The sequence below is a fragment of the Microbacterium sp. EG9 genome (assembly GCF_059759475.1).
Map to the genome: position 1 here is coordinate 445,747 of NZ_CM186217.1, position 22,501 is coordinate 468,247.

Consider the following 22,501-nt stretch of genomic DNA (forward strand, 5'->3'; position numbering starts at 1 on the left):
GGCGATGTGCTCTGTAAGGAGCCCTAACAAATCCGGCGGGGCCAGCTTAGCCGTGTGCCCGGGTCGCCGCATCCGATATGCTCGCACTGTCGCGACTGGCGTTGAGGTGGGTCACCATCGGGGAGCGACGATCACGGCAATCGACCGCACGCCTGGGCCGGCCTTCGTTTGATACAGCGGCGTGCGCGCAGCGCACACCGGCATCCACCCGACGAATGGCAGGAGACCGTCATGACCGATCCCTACTTCAACGCCCCGCTCGCCGAGGTCGACCCCGAGATCGCGCAGGTCCTCGAGCGTGAGCTCGAGCGTCAGCGCGGCTACCTCGAGATGATCGCCTCGGAGAACTTCGTCCCCGTCTCCGTGCTGCAGTCGCAGGGCTCGGTGCTGACGAACAAGTACGCCGAGGGCTACCCCGGCCGTCGCTACTACGGCGGCTGCGAGGAGGTCGACGTCGCCGAGGAGCTCGCCATCCAGCGCGCCAAGGCCCTGTTCGGCGCCGAGTTCGCGAACGTCCAGCCGCACTCGGGCGCCTCCGCCAACGCGGCCGTGCTGCACGCGATCGCGCGCCCCGGCGACACCCTGCTGGGCCTCTCGCTCGACCACGGCGGCCACCTGACGCACGGCATGAAGATCAACTTCTCCGGCCGGCTCTACAACATCGTCGCCTACGGCGTCGACCCCGAGACCTCGACGATCGACATGGACGAGGTCGAGCGCCTCGCCGTCGAGCACCAGCCGAAGGTCATCATCGCCGGCTGGTCGGCCTACCCGCGCCAGCTCGACTTCGCCCGCTTCCGCGCCATCGCCGACAAGGTGGGCGCGCTGCTGTGGGTCGACATGGCGCACTTCGCCGGTCTCGTCGCCGCGGGTCTGCACCCGTCGCCGGTGCCGCACGCGCACGTCGTGAGCTCGACGGTGCACAAGACGATCGGCGGCCCCCGCTCGGGCTTCATCCTCACCAACGACGCCGACCTCGCGAAGAAGATCAACTCGGCCGTCTTCCCGGGCCAGCAGGGCGGTCCGCTCATGCACGTCATCGCCGCGAAGGCGACCGCGTTCAAGCTCGCCGCGACCCCGGAGTTCAAGGAGCGCCAGGAGCGCGTCGTGCGCGGTGCGGCGATCCTCGCCGAGCGCCTGTCGCAGCAGGACGTGAAGGATGCCGGGATCTCGGTGCGCTCCGGCGGCACGGACGTGCACCTTGTGCTCGTCGACCTCCGCGACGCCGCGATCGACGGCAAGCAGGCCGAAGACCTGCTGCACGAGATCCACATCACCGTCAACCGCAACGCGGTGCCCAACGACCCGCGTCCGCCGATGGTGACGTCGGGTCTGCGCATCGGCACCCCGGCGCTCGCGACCCGCGGCTTCGGCGACGCCGAGTTCACCGAGGTCGCCGACGTCATCGCGCTCGCGCTGCTTCCGGAGGCCGACGTCGAGGCCCTGCGCACCCGCGTGGCGGCGCTGACCGCCGCGTTCCCGCTGTACCCCGGCCTCGCCCAGTAACGGCTCGCCATTCCGGCATCCCCTGTCTGCGAGACACCACCTTCGCACCGAGACACCGTCTGCCGACGTGTGTCTCGGTGCGGGAGTGGTTTCTCGCGGGACGATTTCTGAGGAGAGAACATGACGGCACAGAAACTCGACGGGCGGGCGACCGCCGCGGCGATCAAGGCGGAGCTGGCCGAGCGGGTCGCGAAGCTGAAGGCGCTGGGCGTGACCCCCGGCATCGCGACGGTGCTCGTCGGCGCCGACCCGGCATCCCAGCTGTACGTGGGGATGAAGCACCGCGAGTCCGAGGCGATCGGCATGAACTCGATCCAGGTCGAGCTGCCCGCCGAGGCCACGCAGGAGCAGGTCGAGGCCGAGATCGACCGCCTCAACGCCGACCCGACCTGCCACGGCTACATCGTCCAGCTCCCGCTGCCGCGACACCTCGACACCGATCGCATCCTCGAACGGATCGATCCCGCGAAGGATGCCGACGGCCTGCACCCGACCAACCTCGGCAAGCTCGTGCTCAACGTCAACGACGAGATCACCTCGCCGCTGCCGTGCACGCCGCGCGCGGTGATCGAGCTGCTGGAGCGCAACGGGTTCGCCCTCGCCGGCACGCACGTCGTGGTCGTCGGCCGTGGCGTCACCATCGGCCGCTCGATCGGGCTGCTGCTGACGCGGCGCGCGGTCAACGCGACGGTCACGCTCACCCACACGGGAACCCGCGACCTGCCCTCCTACCTGCGACAGGCCGACGTGATCGTCGGCGCCGCGGGGGTCAAGCACCTCGTGCGCCCGGAAGACGTGAAGCCCGGCGCCGCCGTGCTCGACGTCGGCGTCACCCGCGAGAGCGACCCCGAGACCGGCAAGGCGAAGGTCTACGGCGACATCGCCCCGGGCGTCGAGGACGTCGCGGGCTGGCTCTCGCCGAACCCCGGCGGGGTGGGCCCGATGACCGTGGCGCTGCTCATGACGAACGTCGTCGAGGCCGCGGAGCGCGCCGTCTCGGCCTGAGCGAGCGGGCTCCGGCCGCAACGCCCGGCGCGACGGTCAGGCGTCGGCCGTGCGGTCTCCGCGCAGGTGCGCCTGGACGAGCGCGTCGTGCTCCTCGTCGGTGAGCGCGTCGAAGCCGGCCGCCTCGACGCGGTCGCGGCGCCCCCAGCGCACGAGCAGGATGATGAGGATCGGCACGTCGGCGACCTCGGCGATGAACCACAACAGGTCGCCGGCGAGATGCTGATCGTGCAGCGGATTCGGCCACCAGCCCGCGCCGGTGGCGGCCGCGACGCCGTCGACGACGGTGTCGTTGAGGCGCAACAGGATGCCGGGGATCGAGTCGATCACGAGCTCGACGAAGGCCAGGAGGAACTCGACCGCCAGGAAGGTGCTGGTGTGGATGCCGGTGAGCGCCATGAGCGGCACCACCAGCAGCAGCCCGATGACGAGGGCGACGACGCCGATCGCCTCGCCGATCACCGGTGAGGTGCGCAGGATGCCGGCGAGCGGGGTGAGGAAGACGCAGAACGCGACCGCGACGAACAGCGTCGCGAACATCGCGTTGCCGAGCACGCGGAACACGCGGCCGTCGAGGATCGCATCCAGGCGTCGGCGTCCGTCGGCGGAGAGCCCGGCGCGCAGCAGATCGAGCGGTCGGCCCAGCGAGACGAGCCCCGGCACGGCCATCAGCAGCAGGGCGATGCGCGCGACGAACGCCCAGCGCAGCTCGGCCGACCACGTGCCGAGGAAGCCGAGCTCGATGACGGCGTACGAACCCAGGCCGAGCGTGAAGAAGAGCACGGCACGGTGGGCGGGCCAGGCGACGCCGCGCCGCGCCGCGCGGCGCATCCCGAGGGCGTAGAGCAGCGCCGCGCCGACCAGCACCGCGATCGTCACGGGGTCGGCGCGCCAAGTGGTGAGAAGGGCATCGAGGGGAGGCGTGCGGCCAGCGTAGGTCGCATGCCTATGCGTCGGCGGTGAGCGTGCGCCGCGCCTGGTTGGTTTCCCCTCGCGTCACCAGGCGCAAGATTGTGTAACAATATGCCCCATGTCCCGCTCGCTCTCGGTCGTCGCCGTCCTCGTGGCCGCGCTCTGCTTCGCGACGACCGGCACCGCCCGCGCCCTCGCCGACGTGGATGCCGACGCCGTCTCGATCGGCGCGGCGCGCGTGCTCATCGGCGGCGGGCTGCTCGGCCTGATCGCCCTCGCCCGGCGCCGGAGGTTCCGCGCCGACGCGCCGCCCGCCGCTCTCGCCCCGTCCGGCACGGGGAGGCGGATGCCGAGCATCGTCATCGTGCTCGTGGGCGCGGCCGGCGTGCTGGCCTACCAGCCCACGTTCTTCACCGGCACGGGGCTCAACGGCGTCACCGTCGGCACGGTCGTGGCCCTGGGGTCGGCGCCCGTCGTCACCGGCGTGCTCGACGCGCTCGTGCGTCGTCGACGCCCCGGCATCCGCTGGCTGATCGCGACGACCGTCGCCGTGCTCGGTCTCGTGCTGGTCTCGGGGGTGTTCTCGGGCGGGGCGGCGGGCGTTGCCGCGATCACGCCCGTCGGTGTCGCGGCCTCCGTGGGGGCGGGGGCCTCCTACGCGCTGTACGCGATCGCGAGCAAGCTGCTGCTCGATCGCGGATGGACGGCGCCGGCCGCGATGGGCGCCGTCTTCGGCTCGGCCGCCGTGCTCAGCCTGCCCGTGCTGCTGTCGACGGCGACCGCGTGGCTCGCGACCACCGCCGGGATCGCCCTGGCGCTCTGGCTCGGCGTGGTCACGGTCACCGTCGCCTACCTGCTGTTCGGCGCGGGCCTTCGCCGGCTCAGCCCGGCCACGGTGTCGACCCTGACCCTCGCCGAGCCGCTCGGCGCGACGGTGCTGGGGCTCCTCGTGCTCCACGAGCAGCTGGCACCGGCGTCGATCCCCGGGCTCGTCGTCATCGCCGTGGGCCTGGCGATCGTCGCCGTTCCCGTGCGCGAACGGGGGTCGCGTGTCTCCGCGGCGGCGTGAGCCGGCGTCGCGTCCGACCGCCGACACACGGCTGGCCGACGCCCTGCGCGCGGAGATCCTCTCGGGCGCGGCGGCGCCCGGATCGCCGCTGCGCGAAGAGGAGATCGCCCGCACCCACGACGTGTCACGTCACACCGTGCGGGCGGCGCTGGCGACCCTCGGCGCGGAGCGGCTCGTGCAGATCGTCCCCTACGCGGGGGCACGGGTCTCGGCGCTCGACGACGACGAGCTCGTCGGGCTGCAGCAGCTGCGGGCGGCCCTGGAGTCCGAGGCGGTGCGGATGATCTCCGCCGCCCACGGCGCCCGATGGCCGGCGGAGGTGCGTGCGCCGATCGACGCGGCCATCGACGAGCTCGCGGATGCCGAGGCGCGCGCCGACTGGCCCGCGACGATCCGCGCCCACGCCGCCGTGCATCGGGCCGTCGTCGCGGCGTCGGGAAGCCCGCGGATCGTGCAGACCCACGCCGCGCTCGAGTCCGAGGTGCTCCTCCTGCTCACGCACGTGCGTCCGCACTACGGTGCCGGCGCGCTGGCCGCCGAGCACCGCGCGTACGTCGACGAGATCCGTCGGGGCGGCGGCGCGGCCGTCCGCGCCCACCTCGACCACTCGACGCAGCTGATCCGCGCCGCCCGGGCTGCCGCGGCATCCCGCTGAGGCGCCGCCGACGCGGCCGAGGGGGAGCGCCCGCCGCTCAGCCGGAGAAGCGGGAGAGGAACGCCCGGGTGCGCGGGTGCTGCGGGGCGGCGAAGACGGATGCCGCGGCGCCCTCCTCCACGATGACGCCGTCGTCGAGGAAGACCACCCGGTCGGCGACGTCGCGGGCGAAGGCCATCTCGTGGGTCGCCATGAGGATCGTCGTCCCCTCCGCGGCGAGCGCGCGCACGAGTTCGAGCACCTCGCCGACGAGCTCCGGATCGAGAGCCGAGGTGATCTCGTCGAGCAGGAGCACCTCGGGATCGGTCGCGATGGCGCGCACGATGGCGGCGCGCTGCTGCTGGCCGCCGGAGAGGCGGTCGGGGTGGGCCTTCGCGAAGTCGGCGAGGCCGACGCGGGCGAGCAGGTCGCGCGCGCGGTCCTCGGCCTGCGCCCGCGGCATCCGGTGCACGACGCGCGACGCGAGGGTCACGTTGTCGAGCACGGACAGGTGCGGGAAGAGGTTGTAGCTCTGGAACACGGCGCCCAGTCGCGCCCGCACGCGGTTGCCGTCGACGCGCGGGTCGGAGATGTCCTGCGCGCCCAGCCAGATGCGTCCGTCGTCGATGGGCTCGAGCAGGCCCAGGCAGCGCAGCAGCGTGGACTTTCCCGACCCCGAGGCGCCGATGAGGGCGACCACCTCGTGCGCCGACAGCGACACCGAGACGCCGCGCAGCACGTCGCGGTCGCCGAACGACTTCCACAGGTCGTCGGCGCGCAGCACGGGCGCGCCGGGGCGGTCGGCGGGGCCGGTCACAGGATCGATCCCTGCTGCTCGCGCTCGCGCAGCCGCGCCGTGTACCAGTCGGTGAGACGGATCGTCGGGATCGCCAGCAGGATGAACAGGATGCCGGCGACGACGTACGGCGTGAAGTTGTAGCTCAGCGATGCCGCCGACCGGGCGGCGGCGATGGCGTCGATCGCCCCGAGGATGGAGATGAGGCCCACGTCCTTCTGCATGGAGATGAAGTCGTTCATCAGCGCCGGGGTGACCTTGCGCACCGCCTGGGGGAGCACGACACGGCGGAGGGTCTGCACGTAGCCGAGCCCGAGCGCCCGCGCCGCGAGGCGCTGCGAGGGGTGGACGGCCTCGATGCCGGCGCGCAGCACCTCGGCCACGTACGACGAGTAGGTGAGCGTGACCGCGACGACGCCGAGCACGACCACCGGGATCCGTGTGTTCATGATGGTCGGCACGCCGAAGCCGATGAGGTAGAGCACGATGATGAACGGCAGCCCGCGGAACAGGTCGGTGTACCCGGCGGCCAGCACGCGCAGCGGGAAGAACACCGGGCCGCGGACGGTGCGCAGCACGGCGATGACCAGCGCCACCGCCGACACCGTGACCAGCGAGATGCCGAGCACCTGCAGGTTGATGAGGAACCCGTCCCAGATCTTGGGCAACGACTGCAGGGCGATCTGCGGATCGAAGAACGCCCGCTGCACGCTCGCCCAGCCGGGCGTGTTGATGACGGTGGCCCAGACGATCGCGGCGAACACGAGGCTCGAGGCGACCGCGACGAGCACCGACCGGCGCTCGCGGCCGCGTCGGAACGCGCGCCGCTCGAGCTCGAGCGCGCTCGGCGCGCGGGTGGTCGAGTGACTGGTCACAGAGCGACGTTACCCGAGCCGGTCACTGCAGCTGGGGCACACCCTCGGTCAGCACCGACAGCCACGTCTTCTTCAGCTCGTCGAGGGTGCCGTTCTCACGCAGCGTGTCGACGGCCGCGCTCACCTTCGCGGTGAGCGGCGAGTCCTTGGCCAGCAGCAGTCCCCACTGGTCGGGGATGCCGGCGGCGGGCAGCTCGCCCACGACGAACGAGTTCTCGATGTAGGGCGCGTTGACGGCGACGTAGGCCGTGGGGGTGTCCAGGACGATCGCGTCGATCTGCCCCGCCTTGAGGGCGGCCACCGCATCCTCGTTGGAGTTGTAGAGCGAGGGCGCCGTGGCCGGGGCGATCGCCTTCTCGAGGGTGGCGGCGCTCGTCGAGCCGGTCATCGCGCCGATTGCGAGCGCCTTGAGGCCCGCGATGTCGGTGATCCCCTGCGCCTTCCCGCCCTTGAGCGCCACGACCGACTGGCTGGCCTCGTAGTACGGCGTGGAGAAGTCGACCGCCTGCTTGCGCTCGTCGGTGATCGTGTACTGCTGGATGTTGATGTCGAAGTTCTTCGGCCCCGGGGCGATGGCCGACTCGAACGAGGTGCGCACCCACACGACGTCCTCCTTGGCGAAGCCGAGCTGCTCCGCCACGGCGTAGGCGACGGCGGCCTCGAAGCCCTTGCCCGAGGCGGGGTCGTCGTCGTACACGTAGGGCTCGTACGCCGTCTCGCCCGTGGCGACCGTGAGCTTGCCGGGCGTGATGTAGCCGGCATCCGCGTCCGTCGAGCCCGAAGCGGTGCCGCCCGTGCCGCCGGCGCAGCCGGCGAGGACGAGGGCGAGGGCCGCCGCGGTGGCGGCGAGGGCGGTGCGCAGGATGGGACGCGTCATGGAGACCTCCGGGTGGGATGGGCGGCACGCGGGATGCTGTGCGCGGATGCCGCGACCTCCATCTTCGCCGGACCCGCGTGCGGGGGCGGCGTCGGGCGACGCTTTGTTACGAGGTCTTCACTCTTTGCGACCGAGGCGTTCGGCGGCGCGGTCGTAGTACCGGCCGGCGCGCGCCTCGATCCTCTCGTCGATCTTCGCGTACACCAGCCAGCCGATCGCGATGATGATCGGCGGCAGCACGGCGGCCCAGAACCAGCTTCCGCCGGCGTTGACCCGGGTCAGCAGGAGGGTGATGACCCAGACGATGGCCGCGACCGCCAGCACGATCGCGCCCTGGACGAGGGCCTCGCCCGCGCGGGTGCGTTCGGAGGCCGACCGTGCGGCCGCCGAACGGAACCCCTTCTCGGCGATCGGCTTGACGACGATCTCGGCGAGGGAGAGCACGACCGAGGCCCAGATCGCGGCGACGCCGACGCGCGCGGGGGTCAGCAGGCCGATGAGCAGCAGCACGACGAGGTTGAACACGTACAGCGACGCGAACCGGACGATCCAGGCCTTCATCCCGTCAGCGTGTCACGTCTGCGACGAGTTGGCGAGTCCGGCATCCGCCGCAGCGGCGCCCGCGGTCGCCGCGCGCGGTGCCCGCCGGCGCGACGCGGCGTCGGTCCGCCCGTGGTCGGCGACACGGTCGATCCAGCCGCGCCGTGCCGTGTCGTCGCTGAAGCGGACGGGGGTGAAGCGGGAGATGCCGACGGTGCGCACGCCGCAGTACCCGAGCGTCGCGCGCGTGAGGGAGGCCTCCGCGGCCCCGCGGTACACCAGCCGGTTCCAGAAGCGCGGCGAGTCCATCGTCATGACGATGCGCGCGGTCCTCCCCGCGAGGAGGCGCTCGGACAGCGCCGAGCGCTCGCGATAGCGGAAGGTCGCGCCGGAGAGGAAGACACGGTCGATGAAGGCCTTCAGTGCCGCGGGGGTCGTTCCCCACCACTGCGGGTGGAAGATCACGAGGTGATCGGCCCAGAACACGTCGTCGAGGTAACGGGCGACGTCCGCGTCCAGCGGCAGGTCGTCGGGGCGGTCGGCGCGCGGGGCGCGCAGCTGGTCGCGCGAGCGCGGGTGGTCGGGGATGGGATCGTGTGCGAGGTCGATGACGCGGACCTCGGCGCCCGCGGCGCGCGCCGCGTCGACGTAGGAGCCGGCGAGGGCGTGGGTGAGGGTGTCGGGTAGGGGAGTGCCGACGATGACGAGCAGGCGGCGGTTCATGTGGTGCGACCTTTCGCGATGACGATCTCGGTGAGGATGCTGAGGTGGGCGTTGAGGCCGGCGGGCTCGATGCCGACGGGGGAGTGCGCGGGGTCGAGACGGGGGTCGGCGAGCATCTCGGTGAACGCCGCCTCCAGCTCTCCGCCCGCGACGCGCACCAGCTCCGCCCCACGGGCGGTGAGGGCGAGCACGACGCGCCGGCCGTCGCCGGGCGTGGCCGTGATCCAGCCGTCGGCGACGAGTGCCGGCACCCGCTTGCTGACGGCGGCCTTCGTCACCCGCAGGCAGTGGGCGAGGCCCGTGATGTCGATGGGGGCGCGCTCGGCGAGGGTCGCGAGCACCTCGAAGAGATTGAAGCTCACTCCGTGCCGCTCGCGCAGCCAGGCGTCCGCGAACAGGTCGAGCTCGCCCACGAGCTCGTGGAGGGTGACGGTGATGCGGTCGGCCATGCTGCGAGTCAACCAGTTGACATGGTGATGTGTCAACTGGTTGACTCGGGGGTCACTGCAGACGGACGAGACGGTCGAGGTCGTCGCCGGGCAGGACGTCGGCGGTGGCCGTGACCCGCACGTCGACGAGGTCGGCGCGGCCGCTCAACACGTTGAGGAACGCCGTGTCGGCGGCATCCCGCCCCGTCGCGATGCGCACGAGCGTGTCCCGCGGCGCCAGGGTGGTGGCGTCGACGATGCGCCACGCCCCGTCGATCCAGGCCTCCGTGACCGCGTGGAAGTCCATGGGGTCCAGACCGGGTGCGTAGACCGCGACGAGCCGTGCGGGGATGCCGCGGGCGCGCAGCAGGGCGACGCACAGGTGGCTGTAGTCGCGGCACACGCCCTGCCGGGCGAGCAGCGTGCGGGTAGCGCCGTCGGTGGGCAGGCTCGACCCGCTCACGTAGGACAGCTCCGTGCCCACCCACGACGACACCGCGAGCAGCAGCGCGGCGGGATCGTCGATGCCGGCGAACTCCGCCCCCGCGGTGGGCGCGAGCGCGTCGGACTCGGCGTAGCGGCTGGGGCGGCCGTAGACCAGCAGCTCGGTCTCGTCGGCGGTCAGCGGCGCGGCCGTGCCGTCGATCGTCGCCCCGTAGTCGAGCCGGAGCGTTCCGGTCGGGGCGTGCACGCGGTGCAGGCGTCCGCCGTGCGCGTCGGCGAGCTCCCGCACCGGCACGGGGGCGCCGTCGACGCTGACGCTCAGCGCCTCGGATGCCGGGGCGTACGCCGCGGACACGGCGACGGCGAACACGAGGTCGGCGGGCTCGGTGACGCTCAGCTCGATGTGTGCGGTGACGGTCCTCTGCATGGGCCCAGCCTCGCACGCGCCGGGGGCGGGTGCGCGGGGGTTGACATCGCCGCGGGGCGGGGCGTTTCGACTCGCTGCGCTCGCTCAACGACCGGGGGCGCGGGGGCGTTTCGACTCGCTGCGCTCGCTCAACGACCGGGGGTGGGGTGGGGGCGTTTCGACTCGCTGCGCTCGCTCAACGACCGGGGGTGGGGTGGGGGCGTTTCGACTCGCTGCGCTCGCTCAACGACCGGGGTGGGGTGGGGGCGTTTCGACTCGCTGCGCTCGCTCAACGGCCGGGGTGGGGTGGGGGCGTTTCGACTCGCTGCGCTCGCTCAACGACCGGGGGTGGGGCGGGGCGGCTCAATACGAGCCGCGTACCGTGTCGTCCGCGGCGGGCACCCACCGCGCCGCGAGCGCCTCCGACCCCCGCGCGAGCAGCGCCACGTCGGCGCCGACGAGGACGAAGGCGGCCCCGGCATCCAGATACGACTGGGCCACGCGCGGGTCGAACGCATTGACGCCCACGGGTGTGCCCGTCGACCGCACCGCCTCGAAGGCGCGGATCACGGCGGCCGTGACGTCCGGATGGGTCTGCTGACCGAGCAGCCCCATCGAGGCGGCCAGGTCGCTCGGCCCCACGAAGACCCCGTCGATGCCGTCGACCGCGGCGATCTCGGCGGCCGCGTCGACGCCCTCGGCCGTCTCGACCTGCACGAACACCGAGACGTACGCGTCGGCGTTCGGGAGGTAGTCCTCGACGCGGTTCCAGCGGGCGGAACGCGCGAGCGCGGAGCCGACGCCCCGCCGGCCGCGCGGGGGATAGCGGATGGCCTCCACGACGGCGCGTGCCTCGGCGGCCGACGACACCATCGGCACGAGGATGTTCTGCGCGCCCAGGTCGAGCACCTGCTTGATGGTCACGACGTCGCCGATCGGCACGCGCACCACCGCCGTCGCGGGCGACCCCTCGACGGCCTGCAGCTGCTCCCGCACGGAGGCGAGGGTGTTCGGCCCGTGCTCCATGTCGATGAGCAGCCAGTCCAGGCCCGAACCCGCCATGATCTCGGCGACGAGCGCGGAGCCGGAGCACACCCAGCCGCCGGCGAGGGGGCGGGATGCCGCGGCCAGCCGGTCGCGGAAGGTCGGGCTCAGACGAAACGACACTCGATGACCCCCATCTCGCCGAAGTCGCAGCGCACCTCGTCGCCGCGTCGGACCCACATGGGCCGCGTGAACGACCCGGCGAGGATGATCTCGCCCGCCTCGAGTCTGGCACCGTGCTGCGCGAACTTGTCGGCGAGCCACGCCACGCCCGCCGCGGGATGGCCGAGGACGCCGGCGGCGACACCCGTCTCCTCGATCTCGCCGTTGCGGCTGAGCACGCCGGGCACCCAGCGCAGGTCGATCTCGTCGGGCCGGCGATGGACGTCGCCGAGCACCATCGCGCCGTACGCGGCGTTGTCGCTGATCGTGTCGACGATCGTGCGGCCTTCCAGCTCGATGTGCGAGTTGAGTACCTCCAGCGCGGGCACCGCGTAGTCGATCGCCGCGAGCGCGTCCTCGAGCGTGCAGCCCGGCCCCGCGAGCGGGGTCTTCAGCACGAAGGCCAGCTCGACCTCGATGCGCACGTTCGAGAAGTGGTCCACCGGGATGGCCGCCCCCGTCGGGTAGACGGTGTCGTCGAACATGACGCCGTAGTCGGGCTCGGTGATGCCGGTGGCCTGCTGCATCGCCTTCGAGGTGAGTCCGATCTTGCGGCCCACGAGAGTGCGTCCGGCCGCGATCATGCGGTCGCGCCAGACGCCCTGGATCGCGTAGGAGTCCTCGATCGTCGCCTCGGGGTGTCGCGCCGTGATCCGGGGGATGACGGTGTGGGTGCGGTCGGCTTCGGCCAGCTCCTCGGCGAGGCCGGCGATGGTCTCGGCATCCATGATCAGAGCTGGTGGCCCAGCTTGTACTCGCCCTGCTTCCATTCCGGCAGTGACGACTCGTCGTCGCCGCGGGTGTAGCTGAAGCCGTCGGCGCCGATCGTCACGGCCATCTCCGAGGCGTCGGTGCGGGTGACGACGGGCTGCGGGTTGCCGTCCAGGTCGAGCACGAGCGACGCATCGGTGTACCAGGACGGCACGACCGGGGTGCCCCACCAGTCGCGGCGCTGGTTGTCGTGCACGTCCCACGTGACGACGGGGTTGTCCGGGTCGCCGGTGTAGTAGTCCTGCGTGTAGATCTCGACGCGGTGGCCGTCGGGGTCGCGCAGGTACAGGTAGAACGCGTTGCTGACGCCGTGGCGGCCCGGCCCGCGCTCGATCATGTCGCTGCGGCGGAGGGCGCCGAGCTTGTCGCAGATCGCGAGGATGTTGTGCTTCTCGTGGGTCGAGAACGCGACGTGGTGCATCCGCGGGCCGTCGCCGCCGGTCGTCGCCGTGTCGTGCACGGTGGGCTTGCGGCGCATCCAGGCGGCGTAGACCGTGCCCTCCTCGTCCTGGATGTCCTCCGTCACGCGGAAGCCGAGGTCCTGGTAGTGGCGCACCGCCCGGGGGACGTCGGGCGTCACCTGGTTGAAGTGGTCGAGGCGCACGAGCGCTCCCGGCGTGTACAGGTCGTACCGCCAGGCGAGCCGCTCGACGTGCTCCGTCTCGTAGAAGAACTCGTACGGGAAGCCGAGGGGGTCGACGACCCGGACGGCGTCGCCGATGCCCTTCGTGAAGCCCTCCGGGTTGCGGCGCACGTCGCAGCCGAGCTCGGTGTAGAAGGCGACGGCGCGGTCGAGGTCGTCCGCGGAGCGCACCCGGTAGCTGAACGCGGCCACGGCGGCGATCGGTCCCCGGCGCAGGACGAGGTTGTGGTGGATGAACTCCTCGAGCGAGCGCAGGTAGACGGTGTCCTCGTCCTCCTCGGTGACCGTCAGCCCCAGGACGTCCACGTAGAACTCGCGGGAGCGCGCCAGATCGGTGACGACGAGCTCCATGTAGGCGCAGCGCAGGATGTCGGGGGCCGGCGACGTCGGGGTGGCGACGGGGTTGTCCGAGGCGATGGGCGCCTCGGGCGAGACGAAGAACCCGGACGAGGTCTTCGTCATGGTCGAGCGGTCGGTCATGTCAGCGTCCTTGCGTGATGAGGGGTGGGTCAGTTCTTGCCGAATGTCGGGTTGTGGACCGCGCCGAGCGTGATGTGCACGGCCTGCTGGTCGGTGTAGAAGTCGATGGAGCGGTAGCCGCCCTCGTGGCCGAGGCCCGACGCCTTCACCCCGCCGAACGGGGTGCGCAGGTCGCGGACGTTGTTCGAGTTGAGCCAGACCATGCCGGCCTCCACCGCCTGGGCGAAGTTGTGCGCGCGTCTGAGGTCGTTGGTCCAGACGTAGGCGGCGAGCCCGTAGCGCGTGTCGTTGGCGAGCGCGAGGGCCTCCTCGTCGGTGTCGAACGGCGTGATCGCGACGACCGGACCGAAGATCTCCTCTTGGAAGATGCGGGCGTCGGGGGCGACGTCGGCGAACACCGTCGGGGCGACGAAGTTGCCGAACGCGAAGCCCTCGGGCCGTCCGCCTCCGGCGACCAGGCGCCCCTCGGTCTTGCCGATCTCGACGTAGCCCATCACCTTCGCGAAGTGCTCGGGGTGCACGAGCGCGCCGACCTCGGTCGCCGGGTCGTGCGGGTAGCCGACCTTCACGCGCGACGCCTGCGCCGCGTAGCGCTCCACGAACTCGTCGTAGACGCCCCGCTGGACGAGGATGCGGCTGCCGGCCGTGCAGCGCTCGCCGTTGAGGGAGAACACGCCGAAGATGGTCGCGTCGATCGCGGCATCCAGGTCGGCGTCGGCGAAGACGATCGCCGGGCTCTTGCCACCGAGCTCCATCGACAGGCCCTTCAGGAACGGCGCCGCGTTGCCGAAGATGATCTGGCCCGTGCGGCTCTCGCCCGTGAAGGAGATGAGGGGCACGTCGGGGTGCTTCACGAGGGCATCGCCCGCGTCTTCGCCGAGGCCGTTGACGAGGTTGAAGACGCCCTGCGGCAGGCCCGCCTCCTCGAAGATCCCCGCCCAGAGGGATGCCGACAGCGGCGTGAACTCCGCGGGCTTGAGCACGACGGTGTTGCCGGTCGCCAGGGCGGGGCCGAGCTTCCACGACTCGAGCATGAACGGGGTGTTCCAGGGCGTGATCAGTCCCGCCACGCCGATCGGCTTGCGGTTGACGTAGTTGATCTGCCGGCCCGGCACCTTGAAGGTGTCGTCGGACTGGGCGACGATGAGGTCCGCGAAGAAGCGGAAGTTCTCCGCGGCCCGCCGTGCCTGACCGAGGGCCTGGGTGATGGGAAGGCCCGAGTCGAAGGATTCGAGCTCGGCGAGACGGGCGTCGCGCGACTCGACGATGTCCGCGATGCGGTGCAGGATGCGGGAGCGCTCGCGCGGCAGCATCCGCGGCCACGGGCCCTCGGTGAAGGCGCGTCGCGCTGCGGCGACGGCGAGGTCGATGTCGGCCTTCTTGCCGGCCGCGGCCCGCACGTAGACCTCGTTGCTGACCGGCTCGAGCACCTCGAACGTGTCGCCGTCGACCGCGTCCACGAAGCGTCCGTCGATGTAGTGGCGGATGCGGTCGGGCAGGTCGGCGGGTACATGCCGCGTGTCCAGGGCCGGAGTCGTCGTGTCGGTCATGGTCTCTCCGATCGATGGCGGGTCAACGCCCGGGGGTGTCGTGTCGGGCCTGCAGGAACGCGTCGAGCGTGCGCAGGCGGTGGGTGCGGGTGAACATCTCCAGCTCGTCCGGGTCGGCCTGGCCGCGGATGAGGTCGAGGATGCGATCGTGCTCCTCCACGGAGTGGCGCGGGCGCCCCGGGATGAGCGCGAAGGAGGTGTCGCGAAGACCCGCCAGGCGCGACCAGCCGCGATCGACGAGGTCGAGGATGTGCGGGTTGGGGCAGCGGTCGAACAGCACGGCGTGGAAGCGCTGGTTGAGCTGGGTGTACGTGTGCGCGTCGAAGTCGTCGAGCAGCCGGTGCATGCGTGCGTTGATCTCGGATGCCGCGGCGAGGTCGTCCGCCGTCACGAACGGCGCGGCGAGGCGCGTCGCGTAGCCCTCGACGAGGCTCAGCGTCTGCATCGTGTGGACGTAGGCCTCCTCGTCGACCACCGACACCCGCGCGCCGACGTTCTTCTCGAACGTGACCAGGTGTTCCGCCTCGAGGCGGCGGATCGCCTCGCGCACCGGCACCACGCTCATCTCCAGCTCCGCGGCGATGGCGCCGAGCACCAGGCGGTAGCCGGGCCCGTACTCGTGGCGGTGGATGCGCTCGCGGATCCAGTCGTAGGCGATCTCCGACTTGCTGCCGGTGGCGACCGTGGTCATCGCGACTCCTCGTAGATGGCGCGCCAGTGCGCGTTCATCGGGAACAGGCCCTCCACGGGATGGCCTTCGGCGACCCGGGCGGCGATCCACGCGTCCTCCTCCTCCTGGACGAGCGCCGCGTCCGCGATCTCCTGAGCCCGTGCCGGAGGGATGACGATGACGCCGTCGGCATCGCCGACGAGGATGTCGCCGGGCTGCACGGTCGTGCCGCCGCAGGCGATCGTGACGTCCACGTCCCAGGGCACGTGCTTGCGGCCGAGCACGGCAGGGTGCCCGCCGGCGGTGTAGACCGGGATGCCCACGTCCGCCACGGCGGCGATGTCGCGCACGCCGCCGTCCGTGACGATGCCGGCGGCGCCGCGGGCGTGGGCGCGGATGGCGAGGACGTCGCCGAGTGTTCCCGACCCCGCCTCGCCGCGGGCCTCGATCACGATGACCTCGCCGTCCGCGACGGCGTCGAAGGCGCGTTTCTGCGCGTTGTAGCCGCCGCCGTGACTGGCGAAGAGGTCTTCGCGGCCCGGGACGAACCGCAGCGTCTTCGCGGTGCCGACGAGCTTGCTCGCGGGGTGCAGCGGGCGCACGCCGTCGATCGTGACGTTGTCGAGTCCGCGCTTGCGCAGCTGCTGCGACAGTGCGGCCACCGGGGTGCGCAGGAGCTTGTCGCGCAGTTCCGGGCTCAGCGGCCCTCCGACGCGGCCCTCCGGCCCGGCGGAACCCTGAGCCGACACGCCGTCACCCGCGAGGCCGGCGGCCTCCCGGGAGCCCCAGGCCTCCTCGCGCTGCAGATCGTCGACGGCCGGCAGCGATCCGAGCGTCTCGTCGAACGGGATGTCGGGACCGTCGACCACCGTGGTGATCAGGCGCCCGGTGCTCGCGCCGGTCGCCGGCACGTCGACTTCGACCTCGACGACCTCGCCGGGGACGACGACGGAGGAGCCGGCCGGTGTGCCCGTCAGGATGATGTCGCCGGGCTCCAGCGTGAAGTGCTGCGAGAGGTCGGCGACGAGCTGCGCGAGCGGGAAGAGGAGGTCGTCGGTGGTGCCCTCCTGCCGCAGCCGGCCGTCCACCCAGGTGCGCACGCGGAGGGCGGTGGGGTCGAGGTCGGCGGCGGGCAGCAGCGTCGGCCCGATGGGCGTGAACCCGTCGCCGCCCTTGGAGCGGACGTTGGAGCCCTTGTCGTTGGCGCGCAGGTCGTAGAGGCCGAGGTCGTTGGCCGCGGTGACCCAGCCGACGTGCCGCCAGGCGTCGTCCACGCCCACACGTCGGGCGGCGGCGCCGATGACGAGCGCGATCTCGCCCTCGAACGCCAGCAGCTCGGTGCCGGCGGGGCGTTCCACGACACCGCCCGAGGCGGCGACGGAGCTGGACGCCTTGAAGAAGTAGGAGGGGGCGGCGGGTCGGCGGCCGCGCTGGGCGGCTCGCGACTCGTAGCTGAGGTGGACGGCGACGATCTTCCCCGGCCGGCTCGGCAGCGCGGCGAAACGGGTGTCGACGGCATCCGCCGTGTCGTTGTCAGTCACCGTGGGGTGGTCGATGGTCATGAGCTCCCTCGCCCTTGCGTCGTATCCGAAATCGTATATGATCGTTCGCACCGGAGCAAGCATCGCTTCTCCGCACGACAGAGACGTCACACGACACGGGAGTCACACACCGATGAGCGCATCCCCGAGCCAGGCCGGCGGGTTCACCCCGACCGGCACGATCGCCGCCCACACCGATCGCCGCCGCGTGGTGTTCGCCACCATCGTGGGCACGACGGTCGAGTGGTACGACTTCTTCATCTACGCCTCGGCGGCCGGCCTCGTCTTCGGCCAGCTGTTCTTCGCGCCCGCCGGCGAGGGCTTCGCCCAGGTGCTCTCGTTCATCACGGTGGGCATCAGCTTCCTGTTCCGGCCCTTCGGAGCCTTCCTCGCCGGCCACTTCGGCGACAAGTACGGCCGCCGCCTCGTCCTCATGGTGACGCTCGTCCTGATGGGCATCGCGACGACGCTCGTGGGGTTGCTGCCCACGTATGCCGCGATCGGCATGGCCGCGCCGATCCTCCTCGTCCTCCTGCGCATCCTCCAGGGCATCTCGGCCGGCGGCGAGTGGGGCGGCGCCGTGCTCATGGCCGTCGAGCACGCGCCCAAGACGCGCCGCGGGGTCTTCGGCGCCTCGCCGCAGATGGGCGTTCCCCTCGGCCTGCTCCTCGCGTCGGGCATGCTCGCCCTGATGGCGCTCATCGCGCCGGGGGAGGCCTTCCTGCAGTGGGGGTGGCGGGTGCCGTTCCTGCTGTCGTTCGTCCTGATCGTCATCGGCTCCTACGTGCGCCGCCGCGTCGAGGAGAGCCCCGTGTTCACCGAGCTCGCCGAGCGCAAGGAGGAGACCCGGATGCCGATCGTGCAGCTGTTCCGTCGTCACGCGCTCCTCGTGATCATCGCCGCGCTCGTCTTCGCCGGCAACAACGCCGTCGGCTACATGACCACCGGCGGCTACATCCAGCGCTACGCCACCGACCCCAAGGGGCCGATCGGCCTCGCGACGGCCGACGTGCTGGGCGCCGTCACCCTGTCGGCGATCACCTGGCTGCTGTTCACGTTCCTGTCCGGCTGGATCTCCGACCGCATCGGGCGCCGCACCACCTACCTGATCGGCTGGGTGCTGCAGCTGATCGGCGTGTTCCTCCTGTTCCCGCTCGTCGACACGGGATCGATCGTGACGCTGACCGTCGGTCTGGTGATCCTCACCGTCGGCCTCGGGTTCACCTACGGCCCGCAGGCCGCGCTGTACGCCGAGCTGTTCCCGGCATCCATCCGCTTCTCGGGAGTCTCCATCTCCTACGCGATCGGGGCCATCCTCGGCGGGGCGTTCGCACCCACGATCGCTCAGGCGATCGTCCAGGCGACGGGGTCGACCACGGGCGTGACCTGGTACCTCGCCGGCATGACGGTGCTGGGCCTCGTCGCGACCCTGCTGCTGCGCGACCGCAGCGGCATCCCGCTCGGTCCCGACCACGAGGCGGAGCAAGCCGTGAGTCCCCTCTACGGCATGTCGAAGGCGTGAGCCGGAAAGGCGACGACGATGCAGTTCCATCACCACGGGTACGTCTCGGAGGATCCGCGGGTGCTCCCCGCCGCCGGCACGGGCCTCGACCGTCCCGCCGCGCTGCCCGACGAGATCGACGTGCTCATCGTGGGCTCGGGTCCGGCAGGGATGCTGCTGGCCGCGCAGCTGTCGCAGTACCCCGATGTCGTCACCCGCATCGTGGAGCGGCGCAGCGGACGCCTGCCGCTCGGTCAGGCCGACGGCATCCAGCCGCGCAGCGTCGAGACGTTCCAGGCGTTCGGCTTCGCCGAACGCATCATCGCCGAGGCCTACAACATCGGCTGGATGAACTTCTGGGGGCCCGACCCCGAGAACCCGCGCACCATCGTGCGCCGTTCGCGCACCGCCGACTACGCGTACGACATCAGCGAGTTCCCGCACCTCATCGTCAACCAGGCGCGCGTGCTCGACTACTTCGCCGAGGCGGCGGCCCACGGGCCCGGGCGGATCGTCCCCGACTACGGCATCGAGTTCACCGGGCTCACCGTCCACGACACGGGGGAGTATCCCGTCGAGGTGGGGCTGCGGGTCGTGGCCGGGCCGGACGCGGGAGACGAGCGGGTCGTGCGCGCCAGATACGTCGTCGGATGCGACGGGGCGCGCAGCGGCGTGCGGGCGGCGATCGGGCGCGTGCACGTCGGCGACATCTCGCAGCACGCCTGGGGCGTCATGGACGTGCTGGTCGAGACCGACTTCCCCGACTGGCGCATCAAGTGCGCGATCAACGCCGAAGCGGGCAACATCCTCCACATCCCGCGCGAGGGCGGCTATCTCAGCCGCGTCTACGTGGATCTCGGCGCGGTCGCCGCGGACGACGACCACCGGGTGCGCCAGACGCCGATCGAGGAGATCATCCGGCGCGCAGGCGAGATCCTCCATCCGTACACGCTCGATGTGAAGAGCGTGGCCTGGCACAGCGTGTACGAGGTGGGCCACCGGGTCACCGACGGCTTCGACGACGTGCTCGACGGCGGCCGCGACCCGCGGGTCTTCCTCACCGGGGATGCCTGCCACACCCACAGCGCCAAGGCCGGACAGGGCATGAACGTGTCGATGCAGGACGGGTTCAACCTCGGCTGGAAGCTCGGCTCGGTGCTCACCGGGCTGAGCCCGGCATCCCTGCTGTCGACGTACGGCGCCGAACGGCGTCCGGTCGCGCAGCAGCTCATCGACTTCGACAAGGAGTGGTCGTCGTTGATGGCGAGGAAGCCGGAGGAGATCTCCGACCCCACCGACCTCGCGACCTACTACCTGGCGACGGCCGAGTTCCCGTCCGGATTCATGACGACCTACACCGTCGGTGCGGGCGTCGTGGCGAGCGACGCGTACCAGCACCTCGCGACGGGCTTCCCCGTCGGCAAGCGGTTCAAGAGCGCACCCGTGACGCTCGCGGCGGACGGCAACGTGGTGCACCTCGGTCATCACGCGAAGGCCGACGGCCGCTGGCGCCTGTACGCCTTCGCCGACGCCGCCGGCACGCGGGCCGACTCCGCCGTCGCCGGCTTCGCGCGGTGGCTGGCCGAGGCGCCGGACTCGCCCGTGCGCCGCTACACCCCGCACGGGAGCGACGTCGACGCGATCTTCGACGCCAAGGTGATCTATCAGGAGGGGTTCGAGGAGATCGACGTCACCCGGGCCCCCGCGATCTTCCGGCCCCGATCCGGTGCCCTCGCCCTCACCGACTGGGAGAAGGTGTTCGCCGCAGCACCGAACCGCTGGAACGACGTGGACATCTTCGACGCGCGTGGACTGTCGCGGGACGGTGTGCTGGTCGTCGTGCGCCCCGACCAGTACGTCGCGGCCGTCCTGCCCCTGGAAGCGACGGACGAGCTGGCATCGTTCTTCGCGGAGTGGATGCTGCCCGTGGCGTGACCGGCCCCGTGGGGTCGGTGGGGCCGGTGGTGTCGGCGGGCGTGGGGCGTCTCGACTCGCTGTGCTGGCTCAACGGCCGGGGGCGCTCTCCCGGCCCGTCAGTCGAGGTCGTCGAAACCGCTCAGGCGCAGCTCCTCCGCATCGAGGTGGGCCTCGAGCCGCCGGGCGAGCAGGTCGTCCACCGTTCCCTCGCGACGCAGGCGCAGCAGCACCTCCCGCTTGCGGTCGAGCAGCGCGAGCTTGAGCCGGGTCATCTCCTCGAACCGGGTCAGCGGCGAGCGCTGCGTGAGATCGATCCCCGTCGACGCGGCCAGCATCGTCAGGGCCGTCACGCTCTCCGAGGCCGCCTCGGCGGGGGATGCCGCGGCATCCACGACGGCCTGCGCGCCCGTGTCGGGAGCCGACGGGGCGGCGACCATACCCTCGAGCTGGGCGATCTGATCGGCATCCGAGGCGGCCTGCGCCCGGGCGAAGGCACGGGCGTTGGCCAGCTCGAGCATGTCGTAGCCGTCGCGGCGCGCGCGTTCGCGGACCTCGTCGCTGATGCCGTGCTCGGCGGCGATGTCGTCGAGGGCCGCGATGGCGGCACCCGTGATCGTGCGCTGGGCGAGCTCCAGCTCGTCGGCCGCCCACTCGTCGCTCGGCAGCTGCGCCCACCGCACGACCGCGGGCAGCAGCGGACCCTGCACGAGCAGGCTCAGCACGATCACCCCGGCGGTCACGAACACGACGGCATCCCGCCCGGTGAGGGGGTCGCCGGCCGACGTCGTGAGGGGGACGGACAGCGCGATCGCGAGTGAGACGGCGCCGCGGAAGCCCGCGACGGTGCTGACGATGCGGGCGCGGTTGAGCGAGCCCGGGCCGGTCCGGGCGGACAGACCGGGCGTTCGCGGTCGCGAGAACGGGGAGACCAGCAGCTGGAAGACGTATCGGACCACCAGCAGCGCCGCCCACGCGGCGATCGTGAGCAGGACGAGCCCCCACAGCTCGCCGGGGGAGATCTCGTGGAGGACGAGCTGCACCTCGAGCCCGATCAGCACGAAGAGCGCCCCGTTGAGCAGATACACCCCGAACGGCCACGCCGCCGTCGCCGTGCGGCGCGAGGCCGCCGTCGTGATGCGCGGGGAGGCCCAGGCGATGATGAGGCCTGCGAAGACGACGGCGAGCACCCCCGAGGCGTTGACGAGCTCGGCGAGCAGGAAGGCCGTGAACGGGACCAGCAGCAGGGTGACGTTGATCGACAGGGCGTTGCGCATCCGCCGCAGCGACACGTAGGCGAGCGCCGCCACCGCGATGCCCGCCGCCGCGCCGCCCAGATACGACATCAGCACCGTCGCGGTGATCGACCAGCCGGTGACGGTGTCGCCGAGGGCGACCGAGATCGCGATCGCGTAGAGCACGAGGGCCGTGCCGTCGTTGGTCAGGCTCTCGGCCTTGAGCTTCATGAACGTGCGCTGCGGCAGCAGGCGTCCGAGGGCCGCGACGGCGGTCGCGTCGGGCGGGGCCACCGCCGCGCCGAGGATCATCGCGGCGGGCCAGGGCAGGCCGAACATCGTCGCGACCCAGGCGACGGCGAACGCCGAGGCGACCACCAGCAGCGTGCTCATCGGGATGATGTACCGCAGCGACCGGCGCACGCCGCGCAGCGATGTCGTCAGGCTCTCCCAGAACAGCATGACCGGAAGGAACAGCAGCAGGACGGTCTCGGGCGGCAGCTCGATCTGCCGCAGCGCCGGGACGAAGCCGAGCAGCAGCCCGATGACGAGCAGCACCAGCGGTGTCGCCACGCGCAGCCGCGGCGCGAGGATCGTCCCCGCCAGCACCGCGAGCCCCAGCAGGACCGTGACTTCCAGGCCTTCCATGGCACCCCGTTTCCGCGCGCGCGTTCGCCGACGGCTTTCCCGTCGAACCCCAGTGTGCGCCACAGACACAGCGTTCCGACAGGCCCCGGCATTCCCGCCCGCGTCCTCGCCCCGTCCCTTCCGCATT

21 protein-coding genes and 1 riboswitch are annotated in these 22,501 nt (G+C 71.8%); of the genes, 6 read left to right on the forward strand and 15 right to left on the reverse strand.

The genetic code is table 11. The features are described from left to right. The first annotated feature begins 81 nt into the window (after nucleotides 1–81). A riboswitch (ZMP/ZTP riboswitch) is annotated at nucleotides 82–165 on the forward strand. Between the two features lie 66 nt (nucleotides 166–231). Next, nucleotides 232–1,506 carry a serine hydroxymethyltransferase gene (gene glyA / locus AC6CQV_RS01930; RefSeq protein WP_492493176.1) on the forward strand — a complete coding sequence of 425 codons (1,275 nt, stop codon included), beginning with the start codon at nucleotides 232–234 and terminating at the stop codon, nucleotides 1,504–1,506. Nucleotides 1,507–1,626: 120 nt separating this feature from the next. Continuing rightward, nucleotides 1,627–2,511, forward strand: coding sequence for a bifunctional methylenetetrahydrofolate dehydrogenase/methenyltetrahydrofolate cyclohydrolase (locus tag AC6CQV_RS01935; RefSeq protein ID WP_498260114.1), 885 nt, complete (start codon nucleotides 1,627–1,629; stop codon nucleotides 2,509–2,511). 36 nt (nucleotides 2,512–2,547) lie between these two features. On the opposite strand, the gene AC6CQV_RS01940 is transcribed toward AC6CQV_RS01935, so the two are convergent. Further along, nucleotides 2,548–3,390, reverse strand: a complete 843-nt coding sequence (locus AC6CQV_RS01940) for a cytochrome c oxidase assembly protein (protein ID WP_498260115.1) — start codon at nucleotides 3,388–3,390, stop codon at nucleotides 2,548–2,550. A gap of 151 nt (nucleotides 3,391–3,541) precedes the next feature. Between AC6CQV_RS01940 and AC6CQV_RS01945 the strand changes: the two genes are divergently transcribed. Next, complete coding sequence (locus AC6CQV_RS01945) at nucleotides 3,542–4,492, forward strand: EamA family transporter (protein ID WP_498260116.1); 951 nt, start codon at nucleotides 3,542–3,544, stop codon at nucleotides 4,490–4,492. Beyond that, nucleotides 4,473–5,147, forward strand: coding sequence for a GntR family transcriptional regulator (locus tag AC6CQV_RS01950; RefSeq protein WP_498260117.1), 675 nt, complete (start codon nucleotides 4,473–4,475; stop codon nucleotides 5,145–5,147). The genes AC6CQV_RS01945 and AC6CQV_RS01950 overlap by 20 nt, the downstream gene beginning before the upstream one ends. A 37-nt stretch (nucleotides 5,148–5,184) precedes the next feature. Here AC6CQV_RS01950 and AC6CQV_RS01955 read toward each other — a convergent pair whose 3' ends face one another. The 13 genes from AC6CQV_RS01955 to AC6CQV_RS02015 all read right to left on the reverse strand — a co-directional run bounded on the left by AC6CQV_RS01955 (nucleotide 5,185) and on the right by AC6CQV_RS02015 (nucleotide 17,097). Further along, nucleotides 5,185–5,943: an amino acid ABC transporter ATP-binding protein gene (locus tag AC6CQV_RS01955; RefSeq protein ID WP_060960408.1), complete on the reverse strand. Its 759-nt coding sequence runs from the start codon at nucleotides 5,941–5,943 to the stop codon at nucleotides 5,185–5,187. Further along, nucleotides 5,940–6,797: an amino acid ABC transporter permease gene (locus AC6CQV_RS01960; RefSeq protein ID WP_060960409.1), complete on the reverse strand. Its 858-nt coding sequence runs from the start codon at nucleotides 6,795–6,797 to the stop codon at nucleotides 5,940–5,942. Before AC6CQV_RS01960 ends, AC6CQV_RS01955 begins: the two co-directional genes overlap by 4 nt. Before the next feature lie 22 nt (nucleotides 6,798–6,819). Next, on the reverse strand, nucleotides 6,820–7,674 hold the full coding sequence (locus AC6CQV_RS01965; RefSeq protein ID WP_498260118.1) for an ABC transporter substrate-binding protein: 855 nt from the start codon (nucleotides 7,672–7,674) through the stop codon (nucleotides 6,820–6,822). Between the two features lie 117 nt (nucleotides 7,675–7,791). Further along, the gene (locus tag AC6CQV_RS01970; protein ID WP_191008995.1) at nucleotides 7,792–8,235 is read right to left on the reverse strand and encodes a hypothetical protein; all 444 of its coding nucleotides are present in this window, start codon (nucleotides 8,233–8,235) and stop codon (nucleotides 7,792–7,794) included. Between the two features lie 12 nt (nucleotides 8,236–8,247). Then, nucleotides 8,248–8,937, reverse strand: coding sequence for an NAD(P)H-dependent oxidoreductase (locus AC6CQV_RS01975; RefSeq protein WP_498260119.1), 690 nt, complete (start codon nucleotides 8,935–8,937; stop codon nucleotides 8,248–8,250). Further along, on the reverse strand, nucleotides 8,934–9,386 hold the full coding sequence (locus tag AC6CQV_RS01980; protein ID WP_498260120.1) for a MarR family winged helix-turn-helix transcriptional regulator: 453 nt from the start codon (nucleotides 9,384–9,386) through the stop codon (nucleotides 8,934–8,936). Before AC6CQV_RS01980 ends, AC6CQV_RS01975 begins: the two co-directional genes overlap by 4 nt. A gap of 52 nt (nucleotides 9,387–9,438) precedes the next feature. Next, on the reverse strand, nucleotides 9,439–10,236 hold the full coding sequence (locus AC6CQV_RS01985; protein ID WP_205283389.1) for a transglutaminase-like domain-containing protein: 798 nt from the start codon (nucleotides 10,234–10,236) through the stop codon (nucleotides 9,439–9,441). Nucleotides 10,237–10,578: 342 nt separating this feature from the next. Further along, nucleotides 10,579–11,382, reverse strand: coding sequence for an HpcH/HpaI aldolase family protein (locus tag AC6CQV_RS01990; protein WP_498260121.1), 804 nt, complete (start codon nucleotides 11,380–11,382; stop codon nucleotides 10,579–10,581). Then, nucleotides 11,367–12,149 carry a 2-keto-4-pentenoate hydratase gene (locus AC6CQV_RS01995; RefSeq protein WP_267956662.1) on the reverse strand — a complete coding sequence of 261 codons (783 nt, stop codon included), beginning with the start codon at nucleotides 12,147–12,149 and terminating at the stop codon, nucleotides 11,367–11,369. Before AC6CQV_RS01995 ends, AC6CQV_RS01990 begins: the two co-directional genes overlap by 16 nt. Before the next feature lie 2 nt (nucleotides 12,150–12,151). Then, complete coding sequence (gene hpaD, locus AC6CQV_RS02000) at nucleotides 12,152–13,315, reverse strand: 3,4-dihydroxyphenylacetate 2,3-dioxygenase (protein WP_191008991.1); 1,164 nt, start codon at nucleotides 13,313–13,315, stop codon at nucleotides 12,152–12,154. 29 nt (nucleotides 13,316–13,344) lie between these two features. After that, nucleotides 13,345–14,865: a 5-carboxymethyl-2-hydroxymuconate semialdehyde dehydrogenase gene (gene hpaE / locus AC6CQV_RS02005; RefSeq protein ID WP_060960417.1), complete on the reverse strand. Its 1,521-nt coding sequence runs from the start codon at nucleotides 14,863–14,865 to the stop codon at nucleotides 13,345–13,347. Nucleotides 14,866–14,887: 22 nt separating this feature from the next. Then, a complete protein-coding gene (locus AC6CQV_RS02010; protein ID WP_191008990.1) occupies nucleotides 14,888–15,556 on the reverse strand; it encodes a GntR family transcriptional regulator in 669 nt (222 codons plus the stop codon). Further along, entirely contained in the window at nucleotides 15,553–17,097 is a 1,545-nt protein-coding gene (locus AC6CQV_RS02015; protein ID WP_498260122.1) for a fumarylacetoacetate hydrolase family protein, read from the reverse strand. The genes AC6CQV_RS02010 and AC6CQV_RS02015 overlap by 4 nt, the downstream gene beginning before the upstream one ends. Before the next feature lie 112 nt (nucleotides 17,098–17,209). Between AC6CQV_RS02015 and AC6CQV_RS02020 the strand changes: the two genes are divergently transcribed. Both AC6CQV_RS02020 and AC6CQV_RS02025 read left to right on the forward strand, forming a co-directional pair. Then, nucleotides 17,210–18,598, forward strand: coding sequence for an MFS transporter (locus AC6CQV_RS02020; RefSeq protein ID WP_498260123.1), 1,389 nt, complete (start codon nucleotides 17,210–17,212; stop codon nucleotides 18,596–18,598). A gap of 18 nt (nucleotides 18,599–18,616) precedes the next feature. Continuing rightward, entirely contained in the window at nucleotides 18,617–20,512 is a 1,896-nt protein-coding gene (locus AC6CQV_RS02025) for an FAD-dependent monooxygenase (protein ID WP_498260124.1), read from the forward strand. A gap of 98 nt (nucleotides 20,513–20,610) precedes the next feature. Here the strand turns inward: AC6CQV_RS02025 and AC6CQV_RS02030 are convergent, their stop codons facing one another. Beyond that, nucleotides 20,611–22,374 carry a Na+/H+ antiporter gene (locus tag AC6CQV_RS02030; RefSeq protein ID WP_101306778.1) on the reverse strand — a complete coding sequence of 588 codons (1,764 nt, stop codon included), beginning with the start codon at nucleotides 22,372–22,374 and terminating at the stop codon, nucleotides 20,611–20,613. Nucleotides 22,375–22,501: the final 127 nt, after the last annotated feature.

Excerpts from the sequence above, each read along its gene's own strand:
- AC6CQV_RS01985 (WP_205283389.1), bottom strand. The coding sequence starts at position 10,236 with ATGCAGAGGACCGTCACCGCACACATCGAGCTGAGCGTCACCGAGCCC.
- AC6CQV_RS02010 (WP_191008990.1), bottom strand. The coding sequence starts at position 15,556 with ATGACCACGGTCGCCACCGGCAGCAAGTCGGAGATCGCCTACGACTGG.
- AC6CQV_RS02015 (WP_498260122.1), bottom strand. The coding sequence starts at position 17,097 with ATGACCATCGACCACCCCACGGTGACTGACAACGACACGGCGGATGCC.
- AC6CQV_RS01995 (WP_267956662.1), bottom strand. The coding sequence starts at position 12,149 with ATGGATGCCGAGACCATCGCCGGCCTCGCCGAGGAGCTGGCCGAAGCC.
- AC6CQV_RS01945 (WP_498260116.1), top strand. The coding sequence starts at position 3,542 with ATGTCCCGCTCGCTCTCGGTCGTCGCCGTCCTCGTGGCCGCGCTCTGC.
- AC6CQV_RS01970 (WP_191008995.1), bottom strand. The coding sequence starts at position 8,235 with ATGAAGGCCTGGATCGTCCGGTTCGCGTCGCTGTACGTGTTCAACCTC.
- hpaE (WP_060960417.1), bottom strand. The coding sequence starts at position 14,865 with ATGACCGACACGACGACTCCGGCCCTGGACACGCGGCATGTACCCGCC.
- AC6CQV_RS02030 (WP_101306778.1), bottom strand. The coding sequence starts at position 22,374 with ATGGAAGGCCTGGAAGTCACGGTCCTGCTGGGGCTCGCGGTGCTGGCG.
- AC6CQV_RS02020 (WP_498260123.1), top strand. The coding sequence starts at position 17,210 with ATGAGCGCATCCCCGAGCCAGGCCGGCGGGTTCACCCCGACCGGCACG.
- hpaD (WP_191008991.1), bottom strand. The coding sequence starts at position 13,315 with ATGACCGACCGCTCGACCATGACGAAGACCTCGTCCGGGTTCTTCGTC.
- AC6CQV_RS02025 (WP_498260124.1), top strand. The coding sequence starts at position 18,617 with ATGCAGTTCCATCACCACGGGTACGTCTCGGAGGATCCGCGGGTGCTC.
- AC6CQV_RS01980 (WP_498260120.1), bottom strand. The coding sequence starts at position 9,386 with ATGGCCGACCGCATCACCGTCACCCTCCACGAGCTCGTGGGCGAGCTC.
- AC6CQV_RS01965 (WP_498260118.1), bottom strand. The coding sequence starts at position 7,674 with ATGACGCGTCCCATCCTGCGCACCGCCCTCGCCGCCACCGCGGCGGCC.
- glyA (WP_492493176.1), top strand. The coding sequence starts at position 232 with ATGACCGATCCCTACTTCAACGCCCCGCTCGCCGAGGTCGACCCCGAG.
- AC6CQV_RS01935 (WP_498260114.1), top strand. The coding sequence starts at position 1,627 with ATGACGGCACAGAAACTCGACGGGCGGGCGACCGCCGCGGCGATCAAG.
- AC6CQV_RS01975 (WP_498260119.1), bottom strand. The coding sequence starts at position 8,937 with ATGAACCGCCGCCTGCTCGTCATCGTCGGCACTCCCCTACCCGACACC.